Source organism: Marinobacter albus, assembly GCF_030238305.1.
In the GTDB taxonomy this organism is placed as follows: Bacteria; Pseudomonadota; Gammaproteobacteria; order Pseudomonadales; family Oleiphilaceae; genus Marinobacter; species Marinobacter albus.
Genome location: NZ_JASSQD010000001.1, coordinates 2,311,985 through 2,323,708, shown reverse-complemented (window position 1 = coordinate 2,323,708; position 11,724 = coordinate 2,311,985). Strand labels below are relative to the sequence as shown.

Annotated in this window: 9 protein-coding genes; 5 read left to right on the top strand and 4 right to left on the bottom strand. The window is 55.1% G+C overall.

Annotation, left to right across the window (positions count from 1 at the left end; translation table 11 throughout):
* Nucleotides 1–61: 61 nt before the first annotated feature.
* Nucleotides 62–493, bottom strand: a complete 432-nt coding sequence (locus tag QQF73_RS10765) for a universal stress protein (RefSeq protein WP_285368198.1) — start codon at nt 491–493, stop codon at nt 62–64.
* Nucleotides 494–649: 156 nt separating this feature from the next.
* Nucleotides 650–1,468 (bottom strand): hypothetical protein, encoded by an 819-nt coding sequence (locus QQF73_RS10760; protein ID WP_219865467.1) that lies wholly within the window; start codon nt 1,466–1,468, stop codon nt 650–652.
* Nucleotides 1,469–1,907: 439 nt separating this feature from the next.
* Here QQF73_RS10760 and fadB point away from each other — a divergent pair, with 439 nt between their 5' ends.
* The 3 genes from fadB (at nt 1,908) to topA (ending at nt 8,170) form a co-directional block, all read left to right on the top strand.
* On the top strand, nt 1,908–4,055 hold the full coding sequence (gene fadB, locus QQF73_RS10755) for a fatty acid oxidation complex subunit alpha FadB (RefSeq protein WP_285368197.1): 2,148 nt from the start codon (nt 1,908–1,910) through the stop codon (nt 4,053–4,055).
* Between the two features lie 33 nt (nt 4,056–4,088).
* A complete protein-coding gene (gene fadA, locus QQF73_RS10750) occupies nt 4,089–5,264 on the top strand; it encodes an acetyl-CoA C-acyltransferase FadA (protein ID WP_219865469.1) in 1,176 nt (391 codons plus the stop codon).
* A 269-nt stretch (nt 5,265–5,533) separates the two neighbouring features.
* On the top strand, nt 5,534–8,170 hold the full coding sequence (topA, locus tag QQF73_RS10745) for a type I DNA topoisomerase (RefSeq protein ID WP_285368196.1): 2,637 nt from the start codon (nt 5,534–5,536) through the stop codon (nt 8,168–8,170).
* A gap of 48 nt (nt 8,171–8,218) precedes the next feature.
* Here topA and QQF73_RS10740 read toward each other — a convergent pair whose 3' ends face one another.
* Together QQF73_RS10740 and gltA are read right to left on the bottom strand one after the other, a co-directional pair.
* Nucleotides 8,219–9,094, bottom strand: a complete 876-nt coding sequence (locus QQF73_RS10740) for an NAD(P)-dependent oxidoreductase (RefSeq protein WP_285368195.1) — start codon at nt 9,092–9,094, stop codon at nt 8,219–8,221.
* 156 nt (nt 9,095–9,250) lie between these two features.
* Nucleotides 9,251–10,525 carry a citrate synthase gene (gltA, locus tag QQF73_RS10735; protein WP_219865472.1) on the bottom strand — a complete coding sequence of 425 codons (1,275 nt, stop codon included), beginning with the start codon at nt 10,523–10,525 and terminating at the stop codon, nt 9,251–9,253.
* Between the two features lie 477 nt (nt 10,526–11,002).
* Here gltA and sdhC point away from each other — a divergent pair, with 477 nt between their 5' ends.
* Together sdhC and sdhD are read left to right on the top strand one after the other, a co-directional pair.
* Nucleotides 11,003–11,383: a succinate dehydrogenase, cytochrome b556 subunit gene (gene sdhC / locus QQF73_RS10730; RefSeq protein ID WP_219865473.1), complete on the top strand. Its 381-nt coding sequence runs from the start codon at nt 11,003–11,005 to the stop codon at nt 11,381–11,383.
* On the top strand, nt 11,371–11,721 hold the full coding sequence (sdhD, locus tag QQF73_RS10725) for a succinate dehydrogenase, hydrophobic membrane anchor protein (RefSeq protein ID WP_219865474.1): 351 nt from the start codon (nt 11,371–11,373) through the stop codon (nt 11,719–11,721). Before sdhC ends, sdhD begins: the two co-directional genes overlap by 13 nt.
* Nucleotides 11,722–11,724: the final 3 nt, after the last annotated feature.

Here is an 11,724-nt window from a genome sequence, read left to right as displayed (position 1 = left end):
TTACGGCTTTGATCGATAACGAGCTGGAGCCCGGGACGTTTCTCCCGGGCTCTGGCAGGAATTAGTTGATTCGTACCGCAAGAACGTCGCATTCAGTGCCGTGCAAAACCCCGTTAGCGGTCGATCCCAGCAGAAGTTGAAAGCCCTTTCGGCCGTGACTCCCAACAATCACCAGGTCCACCTGTTGTTCCTTCGCGAGTCGGTGAATTTCGGATTCCGGCCGGCCTACGGTGACGATTTGGTTGCTCTTGGGGATGCCATGTTGGTCGCCATAGCTTGCGAGCTGCTCGTGCGCCGCTTTATCAAGCTGGTCCTGGAGTTCCGTCAGATCCATAGGGATGTCGCCGCCGTACGCGTAACCGACCGGCTCCACCACGTGAATAAGCATCAATTCGGCACCATGGGCCTCACATACGGCCTTGGCTTTGTTCAACACCTGTGGAGCTTCTTCGGTCAGATCAATGGCAACAAGCATTTTCTTGTAGGCGGACATCGCATCACTCCTTTTCGTGCGCGGGCATAAGTTCAGAATAGTACGTCGAATCTATTCCGAAAAGTGTAGCGGGTAACTGATGCGCATCAATATATGGGGGAGAAAATTGAATTCTGACGGGCAATTACGCCCGCCAGAGGAGCAGAAAGGCTACGGTCAAGCGTTGCTTTGCAGCAATTCAATCGTGGTGGAAAGGCCTTTGAGAATACCCTTGGAGTATCGATCGATTACGAACCCGACGTTCTTCTCGTTGTAGTTTATGTAGGACCCGCGAATAAACTCCCACTTCGAGGACACGTCATTCATCACGTCCTTTAGTTCCGCCCCTGAATCTCCGCGCATGACGGTCGCAAGCAGTTGATCAAACTCGCGGGCCTGCTCGTCCAACGGCTTTTCGGTGGCGGAGCCCTGAAAGGTCTGGGATACCGACGAGTTTGTCCGAACCGAATATTTCGCCATCATCTGGGCCATCTTGACGGCGGCTGAGCGGGCTGCTTCGATACGTGGACTGGTTTCGGTCTGCCCGCTTTCCTGGGCAACCTGGTAGAGGTCCGTGGCCATGTTGTTCATGGTCAATGCCTGGTTGGCCATGTCGGAAACGAGTCGGAGGTCCGGGTATCCGGTTTTGCGCACGTCATTGATGTTGCTGCGCATCAGGCTCTTGAACTTGTCAAATTCCTGGTTCAACCCTTCGATCTGCTCGGCCGACAACACACCGGTGGTACTCTCGATGATCGTGTTCATGGCGTCGTTGGCAGAATTAATGCCGACAACGATTTCGTTCAACGTCTCGGTGTCTCCGTTTGCGCTGAACCGGTAGTAGGCGTCAAGGGCCATATAATTGTTGACGCGGAATTCGTGCAAGTCCGAGAGAAATCCGCCGGCAGTTTCCTGGGCGCGGACTCCCAGTGAGGTAATTGCGAGCAGAATCAGGGCGGTTACCAGGGAGCGAACCCGCAGGCGAGAGTCTTTCATCGGATGAGTCTCCGTAATGCTGTTTTATTATTGTGGACCAAAGTCGTAGATCGAAGTTAAAGTAAGTTTGCTGGCCAATCAAGCGGTTTTGGCCGCCTTGCGGGCGACGACTGTAAACAAGTATGAAATTTCATAGATAGGGTTCCTGAATCCTCTTGGCCGTGTTTCCTACACGCGTAAACTAACAGAAAAGTGTAAGCGTGTACCCGGGTCTGCCCGTGTCGCAGAGACTTTTCTGCCTCTCCAACAAGAAACAAATTGACAAACGTCCGTTTTTTTTTCATCGTGTGCCCTCACGATTCAAACGACTGTATGAATTTTGGATCGAATGATCGGGCAGTGACCGAAATCTCGCTGCACAAACAGCCATTACGATCGCCGGGTTGAGGGACGGTCGGGTGGCTGGAAGCAGTTCCAAACACAGACTGGAGATCAGTTGATGATTTACGAAGGTAAAGCCATCACGGTTAAAGAGATCGAAGGCGGGATCGCTCAGTTGAACTTTGACTTGCAGGGCGAGTCAGTAAACAAGTTCAACCGTCTCACTATCGAAGAGCTGGGTGCCGCTACTGACGCAATCAAAGCGCAGAAGAACCTCAAGGGACTGGTAATCACCAGCTCTAAGGACAGCTTTATTGTTGGCGCCGACATTACCGAATTCACCGAGCTGTTTGCCGGCTCGGAAGAGGATCTGGTAGCCAACAACCTGAAGGCCAACGAAGTTTTCAATCAGGTCGAAGACCTTCCGTTCCCGACCGTGACGGCCATTAACGGCATGGCACTGGGCGGCGGTTTTGAAATGTGCCTGGCCACCGATTACCGCGTCATGGACAAGAAGGCGAAAGTTGGACTGCCGGAAGTCAAGCTGGGCATTTTCCCTGGCTTTGGTGGTACCGTCCGTCTGTCCCGTCTGGTTGGCGTTGATAATGCGGTTGAATGGATCAGCGGTGGCACCGAAAACCGCGCTGACGCGGCCCTCAAAGTTGGCGCAGTTGACGCGGTTGTTGAATCCGACAAGCTGGTCGACGCTGCCGTTGCGATCATTAATCAGTGCAACGAAGGCAAGCTCGACAACCAGGCCCGTCGGGACGAAAAGAAAGGCAAGATCAAGCTGAACGCTATGGAAAGTATGATGGCGTTCGAGATCTCCAAGGCGTTTGTCGCTGGCAAGGCCGGTAAGAACTACCCGGCTCCGGTTGAGGCCATCAAGGTCATGCAGAAGCATGCGGGCCTGACTCGCGACAAGGCCATCGAGGTCGAAGCCAAAGGCTTTGCCAAGATGGCCAAGACCAACGTGGCTGCATGCCTGGTTGGCCTGTTCCTGAATGATCAGGAACTCAAGAAGAAAGCCAAGGCGTGGGAAAAAGAAGCCAATGATGTCAACCTGGCGGCAGTACTGGGTGCAGGCATCATGGGCGGCGGCGTCGCTTTCCAGTCGGCGCTCAAGGGCACCCCGATCATCATGAAGGACATCAACCAGGACGGCATCAAGCTTGGCCTGGAAGAGGCCAAGAAGCTTCTCGCCAAGCGAGTATCCAAGGGTAAGATGGATGCCAGCAAGATGGCGGACGTGCTGAACAGCATCACGCCAACTCTGAACTATGGCGACTTCAAGAACGTTGACCTGGTGGTTGAGGCCGTTGTCGAGAACCCGAAGGTAAAGGATGCGGTTCTGCGCGAGACCGAAGATGCGGTTCGCGAGGACGCGATCCTGACCTCCAACACCTCCACCATTTCCATCGACCTGCTGGCCAAGAACCTGAAGCGTCCGGAAAACTTCTGTGGCATGCACTTCTTTAACCCGGTGCATATGATGCCGCTGGTTGAGGTTATTCGCGGCAAGAAGACCAGTGATCGTGCCATTGCGACCACCGTCGCCTATGCCAAGGCCATGGGCAAGACTCCGATCGTCGTCAACGACTGCCCGGGCTTCCTGGTAAACCGTGTACTGTTCCCGTACTTCGGTGGTTTTGCCGGCCTGGTTCGTGACGGTGCCGACTTCCAGAAAGTCGACAGGGTTATGGAAAAGTTTGGCTGGCCGATGGGGCCGGCATACCTGCTGGACGTGGTCGGCATGGACACTGCCAAGCATGCTAACGAAGTAATGGCTGAAGGCTTCCCGGATCGCATGAAGGACGAGAACAAGTCCGCAATTGATGTGATGTACGAGAACGAGCGTTATGGCCAGAAGAACGACAAGGGTTTCTACAAGTACGAAACCGACAAGAAAGGCAAGCCCAAGAAGGTTGTAGACGAAGAAACCTACAAGCTGATTGAGCCTGTGGTTCAGGGTCAGAAGGACTTTGATGAGGAAGACATCATTGCCCGGATGATGATTCCGCTGTGCCTGGAAACCGTGCGCTGCCTGGAAGACGGCATCGTTGAGGATCCGGCGGACGCGGATATGGGCCTGATCTTCGGTATCGGCTTCCCGCCGTTCCGTGGTGGTGCCCTGCGCTATATCGACGACATGGGTGTAGACAAGTTCGTCGAGCTGGCAGACAAGTATGCAGACCTCGGTCCTCTGTACCACCCGACCGACAAGCTGCGTGAAATGGCCAAGACTGGCAAAAAGTTCTTTGGCTAACCCTGAACGAGATTTCCGAACGGAGAAAGATCTATGAGCCTTAATCCGAGAGACGTTGTCGTCGTCGATTGCGTGCGGACTCCGATGGGTCGTGCCAAGAATGGTTGCTTCCGGAACGTGCGCGCAGAGACCCTGTCGGCTGCGCTGATTGAAGCACTGTTCGAGCGCAACCCGAAGCTCGACCCGAAAGAAGTTGAAGATGTGATCTGGGGCTGTGTGAACCAGACCAAGGAGCAGGGCTTTAACGTGGCCCGGCAGATTTCCCTGCTGACCCGTATCCCTCACGAGTCTGCAGCCCAGACCGTTAACCGTCTGTGTGGTTCCGCCATGTCGGCCATCCATACCGCGGCCCAGGCAATTCAGACCGGCAACGGTGACATGTTCCTGGTGGGTGGCGTCGAGCACATGGGGCACGTACCTATGACCGAAGGCTTTGACCACAACCCGGCAGCATCAAAGTACTCTGCCAAGGCATCCAACATGATGGGCCTGACTGCAGAAATGCTGGCCAAGATGCATGGCATTACCCGTGAGCAGCAGGACGAATTTGGCGCCCGTTCTCATCGCCTGGCCCACGAAGCGACTGTTGAAGGCCGCTTCAAGAACGAAATCGTCCCCATCGAGGGCCACGACGAAAATGGCTTCAAGGTGCTGATCGAACAGGACGAAACCATTCGCCCGGAAACCACCGTTGAGTCCCTGGGTCAGTTGCGTCCGGCCTTCGATCCGAAGAACGGTACCGTAACTGCGGGTACTTCGTCCCAGCTGACTGACGGCGCCGCTGCGATGGTGCTGATGTCGGCAGAGCGTGCCGAGGCCCTCGGGCTCAAGCCAATCGCGAAGATTCGCAGCATGGCGGTTGCCGGTTGTGATCCCGCGATCATGGGTTACGGCCCGGTACCGGCGACGAAGAAGGCGCTGAAGCGCGCAGGCCTGAAAGTCGAAGACATCGACTTCTGGGAACTGAACGAAGCGTTCGCTGGCCAGTCGCTTCCGGTTCTGAAGGACCTGAAACTGCTGGGTGTGATGGAAGAGAAAGTGAACCTGAACGGCGGCGCTATTGCCCTGGGCCATCCACTGGGCTGTTCTGGCGCACGTATTTCCACAACCCTGCTGAACGTAATGCAGGCCAAAGGCGGTAAGCTTGGTGTTTCCACCATGTGTATCGGTCTTGGTCAGGGTATTGCGACCGTATGGGAGCGTCTCTGATTCTCTGAGGAGGATTGGTAACGCACTCGCAGAAGGCCCGGCAGCACGCCGGGCCTTTCTGTTTCCGGTGGGCTTACGGCAGTTCCGGTTTTATAAAAAAGCAGGGCAGAAACCAAAGAATGGGTTGTCTTGCTATTCTTGACCCTGTAAAACAGTGAGCCTATACAAAATGGCGGCATGTGTTTGTTTTCTAGCCGACTGATTTTACAGCGAGTTTACGGTTTGCTGATTTATTGACCGATTTATCGCCAAGGATACAGATCTCCGATATGGGTAAAAGTCTCGTAATTGTCGAGTCACCAGCGAAAGCGAAGACCATCAACAAATACCTGGGCTCCGATTTCATCGTAAAGTCCAGTGTAGGGCACATCCGTGATCTTCCAGTCAGTGGCAGCGGGTCCCAGTCCGATCCCAAAGAACGTGCCAGACAGGCGGCACTCACCCGCAAGATGAATCCGGAAGAAAAAGCCGCCCATAAAAAACGCAAGGCCAGAGAGCAACTGGTGGCGCGAATGGGGGTCGATCCCGACAAGAACTGGGACGCCCGATACGAGATACTCCCCGGTAAGGAAAAGGTCGTCAGCGAACTCAAGCGCTTGGCGAAATCCGCCGATCACATCTATCTCGCGACGGATTTGGACCGCGAAGGGGAGGCGATTGCCTGGCACCTCCAGCAAACGATTGGAGGCGAACCGGAGAAGTACCGTCGGGTGGTCTTCAACGAGATTACCAAGCGCGCCATCCAGGAAGCGTTCAATGATCCGGGCTCGCTGGATAACAATCGGGTGAATGCTCAGCAGGCGCGTCGATTCCTTGATCGCGTTGTCGGCTATATGGTCTCGCCGTTGCTCTGGGCCAAAATTGCCCGAGGCCTGTCGGCCGGCCGGGTTCAGTCAGTCGCAGTGCGTCTGATCGTTGAGCGGGAACGCGAGATCCGGAAGTTTGTACCGGAAGAATTCTGGCAGCTGCACGCGAGCCTCGCATCAAAGCAGGCTGAGCAGCCGGTACGGTTCGAAGTTACCCGGCATGCCGACAAACCCTATCGGCCGGTTAACGAAAAGCAGAGCAACGAGCACGTTGAGCGCCTCAAAGGTGGCACCTTCAAGGTTGCCAAGCGCGAGGACAAGCCGACCAAATCAAGGCCTTCCGCACCCTTTATTACCTCTACGCTCCAGCAGGCAGCGAGCAACCGTATGGGGTTCAGCGTCAAAAAGACCATGATGCTGGCGCAGCGCCTGTACGAAGCCGGTTTCATTACCTACATGCGTACGGATTCCACGAATCTGAGCCAGGACGCCGTTGCCGGTTGCCGGGATTACATCAAAAAGCAGTTCGGGGAGCGTTATCTGCCCGAGAAGCCACGGGTGTATGGCAGCAAGGAGGGCGCTCAGGAGGCCCACGAGGCCATCCGCCCGACAGAAGTTAGTCGCCGCCCCTCTGACATTGGGGGGCTTGAGAAAGACGCTGAGAAGCTCTATGACCTGATATGGCGGCAGTTCATTGCCTGCCAGATGTCCGATGCAGAGTTCCTGAGCACCTCGATTGTGGTGGCCAATGGCGATTACGAGCTGCGCACGCGTGGCCGGATCATCAAGTTCGATGGTTTCCTGAAGGCAGCCCCGCAGGCGGCCAAGAAAGACGAAGACGTGGCTTTGCCCGACATTCAGGTCGACGAAGTGCTGGAGATGAAGCAGCTGGATCCCAGTCAGCATTTCACCAAGCCGGCACCGCGCTACACTGAGGCAAGCTTGGTCAAGGAGCTTGAAAAACAGGGTATTGGCCGGCCGTCGACCTATGCGTCGATCATTTCCACCATTCAGGACCGTGGCTATGTGAGGCTCCAGAACCGACGTTTCTACGCCGAGAAAATGGGTGAGATCGTCACGGAGCGCTTGTCCGAGTCGTTTCCGAATCTTATGGATTTTGATTTCACGGCCAGAATGGAAGATGAACTGGACGAAATTGCCGAGGGCGATGTTGAGTGGAAAAAAGTCCTCAATGATTTCTACGGTCGATTCCGCCAGCAGCTCGAAACAGCCGAAGGTTCCGAGGGCGATGGCATGCGTGCCAATACGCCAACGGAAACGGACATTCCGTGCCCAAGCTGCGGTCGAAACATGCAGATTCGGGTGGCCAGTACCGGCGTTTTCCTGGGGTGCTCGGGGTATTCGTTGCCGCCGAAGGAGCGATGCAAGACTACAATCAATCTGGTCTCGGGAGATGAAGTCGTCAGTGCTGACGACGACGTCGAAGGCGAGGGTGAAACCCGGCTGTTGCGGAAGAAGCGTCGTTGCCCCAAGTGTGGGACGGCAATGGACAGCTATCTGATTGATGAGAAGCGGAAACTGCATGTCTGCGGTAATAATCCGGACTGTTCGGGCTACGAAGTGGAGCAGGGCACGTTCCGTATCAAGGGCTATGATGGTCCCACGCTTGAGTGTGATAAGTGCGGTTCCGAGATGCAGCTCAAAACCGGGCGTTTCGGCAAGTATTTCGGATGCATCAACACTGAGTGCAAGAATACCCGCAAGTTGCTCAAGAATGGCGAGCCGGCACCGCCCAAAATGGATCCGGTCCCGATGCCTGAGTTGCAGTGCCAGAAAGTCGACGACACGTACGTGTTGCGTGATGGGGCGTCCGGTCTGTTCCTGGCGGCCAGCAAATTCCCGAAGAACCGGGAGACTCGCCCGCCGCTGGTAAAAGAGATAAAGCCGCACCGGAAGGAAATCGATCCGAAATATGATTTTCTTATGGATGCGCCGGAGGCGGATCCGGAGGGCAATCCGACGGTTATTCGCTACAGCCGCAAAACCAAAGAGCAGTACGTCATGTCGGAAAAGGATGGCAAGGCGACAGGGTGGTCGGCATGGTACGTTAACGGCAAGTGGCAGCCCAAAGAGAAATAGGGTGCAATTGTCGGGAAAAGGGGGCATTTGCCCCCTTTTTTGTCGATATTAGCGGAATTTTCGCAGTCTTTGAATCAGCGACGACGTGTCCCAGCGGCGTCCGCCCATTTCCTGAACATCGCCGTAAAACTGGTCAACAAGGGCTGTGACGGGCAATGAGGCGTTGACCTTTCGGGCTTCTTCCAGGCAGATGCCGAGATCCTTGCGCATCCAGTCGACCGCAAAGCCATGATTAAACTCTCCGTCGATCATCGTGCCTGAGCGGTTTTCCATCTGCCAGGATTGTGCCGCTCCTTTTGAAATTACATCCACCACTTTGCGGACATCCAGCTTTGCCTGCTCGGCAAAATGCAGCGCTTCTGAGAGGCCCTGAACCAGCCCGGCAATAGCAATCTGATTGACCATCTTGGTTTTCTGGCCGCTGCCCGCAGGGCCCAGCAGATTGACGGCACGGGCGTAATGATCGATCAGCGGCAGGGCCTTTTCGAAATCGGTCTCGGTGCCACCGCACATTACCGTCAGCTTGCCGTTCTCCGCACCCTGTTGGCCGCCGGATACCGGGGCATCAATGAACCCTTGCTTCCTGTGTCCGGCAGCCTCCGCCAGTCGTTCCGCAATGCCGGCCGATGCAGTGGTGTGATCAACCAGGATGGCACCCTGCGGCGCGTTGGCAATGATGCCCCCATCCCCTTCAAAGACCTCAATCAGATCCTTGTCAGCGCCCACGCAGGTCATGACAAAATCTGCGTCTTCCACTGCTTCGGCAATTGTCTTGTAGGCTGTACCGGGGTATTCCTGTGCCCATTGCTCGGCCTTGGCATGTGTCCGGTTCCAGACTTTGACAGTGATGCCGGCTCTGGCGAGGTGCCCGGCCATCGGGTAACCCATTACCCCAAGGCCAATAAAAGTTGCAGTGGTTGTCATAGTGGACTCCTGAAGTCGTGATTCGGTTATTGTGATTCGAAGTTATCACAGCCGCGCTGTCTGCTCGGGTAGAACTTTAGTGTAGGGGGTACCACGAAAAAAGGCCGCTGAATTCAGCGGCCTTTTTGAGATTGCTCTGTCGATCGTGCACCGGGCTTACTTCTTCGGGTAGTCCCGTGCGTCGGAGCCGGTGTAAAGCTGGCGCGGACGGCCAATGCGGTAATTGCCGCTAACCATCTCGTTCCAGTGGGAGAACCAGCCGATGGTGCGAGACAGGGCGAAGATTACGGTGAACATGGAGGTCGGGATTCCAATGGCTTTAAGAATCAGGCCGGAATAGAAGTCCACGTTCGGGTACAGTTTGCGCTGCACGAAGTACTCGTCTTCGAGGGCAATCTTCTCAAGACGCTGGGCGATCCTCAGAAGCGGATCGTTTTCCAGGCCTAGCTCGGTCAGAACCTCGTGAGCCGTCTCGGCCATCACCTTGGCGCGCGGGTCGAAGTTCTTGTAAACCCTGTGGCCGAAGCCCATCAGGCGGAACGGATCGTCCTTGTCCTTGGCCTTGGCAATGAACTTTTCAATGTTGGATTCGTCGCCAATCTCCGCGAGCATATCCAGAACCGCTTCGTTTGCACCGCCGTGTGCCGGGCCCCAGAGTGCGGCAATGCCGGATGCAATGCATGCGTACGGATTGGCGCCGGTAGAGCCGGCCAGGCGAACTGTGGACGTCGATGCGTTCTGCTCGTGGTCAGCGTGAAGGATGAAGATCTTGTCCATGGCCTTGGCCAGGATCGGGTTTGGCTTGTATTCCTCGCAGGGCACGCCAAACATCATCTGAAGGAAGTTTTCAGAGTACGACAGATCATTCCGTGGATACATAAACGGCTGGCCAATGCTGTACTTGTAGCACCAGGCTGCGATCGTCGGCATCTTGGCAATCAGGCGATGTGCAGTAATGTCCCTTTGATGCTCGCTGGTGACGTCCATCTGATCGTGGTAGAAGGCGGACAGGGCACCGACCACGCCGCACATTATGGCCATGGGGTGTGCGTCACGACGGAAACCTTGAAAGAAGTTCCGCATCTGGTCGTGCAGCATCGTGTGGTTCTTGATGGTGTCGTGGAACTGCTTGTTTTCTTCGGGAGTCGGCAGCTCGCCTTTCAGCAGCAGGTAACAGACTTCAAGGTAGTCGGAGTGCTCGGCAAGCTGTTCAATCGGGTAGCCGCGGTGCAGGAGAACGCCGTTTGCACCATCAATGTAGGTAATGGCCGATTCGCAGGCTGCTGTGGATACGAACCCTGGGTCGTACGTAAAAACGCCTTCCTGGACCAGGCCTCGTACGTCGATAACGTCAGGGCCGACGGTGCCGGAATATACAGGTAACTCAATGGACTTATCACCCACCGAGAGCGTGGCTTTCCTGTCGGTCATGGTGCTCTCCTATATGTCAGCTTGTCAGCTTTATCTGCATTTATAGATGCGCTAGAAGGCGCGTATTATCGCAAAACTGGCGGCAAAATATAGGGCGTTGGCTTTTTTTGTCAATGGAAGAGTCCGGAAAACCCAGTTTTTGAGGGTCTCTGTAAATCAGTGATATCCCGAATAACCGTGAAGACAGGCCGGAATAGCTGTTGTCAATAGTCCTTATAGATGTCCCAAGCCCCTGAATTCCGTGGGTCGAGCCACGTTGCGCGTTTGTAATTGCCGGGGGTACTCCTTATAATCCGTAGCCCGGAATCGGGGATATACCTTTCTCCTGTGCCACCTGTGTGCAGGGTTTCGAGCGTATAGTCCTTCCTCCTGAGCCAATCGTGTGCCGGTCTCGTATCAGCACGCTGATCCTTACATACCAACTATCCGCAGCCGGTGTTCCGGTATCGCGGAATCAAGAGAGAGTGTGAGAGCGCTGTGAATAGCAAACGACCAGTAAATCTCGATCTCGGCAAGTTTCATTTTCCGCTGCCAGCCATCACGTCCATTCTGCATCGCATCAGTGGCATCATCATTTTTGTTGGTGTTGCGTTCATGCTTTACGGACTTCAGCTTTCCCTGTCCGGGGAAGCGGGCTTCAGCCGTGTGAATGAACTGCTGGACAGCTTCTTTGCCAAGCTGATTATCTGGGGCATCTTGTCTGCTCTGTTGTACCACCTGGTTGCAGGTATCAAGCACCTGCTCATGGATATGGGCATTGGTGAAGAGCTGGAAAGCGGCCGCCTCGCCGCAAAGATCACGATTGTGGTTTCCGTCATTCTCATCGTTCTGGCAGGAGTCTGGGTATGGGCAGCGTAAACAGCGTCACGAATCTGGGTCGCAGCGGTGTTTTTGACTGGCTGATCCAGCGGGTAACCGCCTACGTACTTGCTTTGTATACAATATTTCTACTCGGGTTCATGTTGACCACTGATGTCGACTATGAAACCTGGTCTGCTCTGTTTGGTCAGACCTGGTTCCGCATTTTCACCCTGATGGCGCTTCTTTCAATTGGTGCGCACGCCTGGGTGGGTCTCTGGACGGTGACCACTGACTACATCAAGGCCATGGGGCCCAGGTTTATCGTGCAGGCGGCGTGTGGTGTGACCATGTTCGTCTATGTCGTCTGGGGTATTCAGATTCTTTGGGGGCTTTAATCG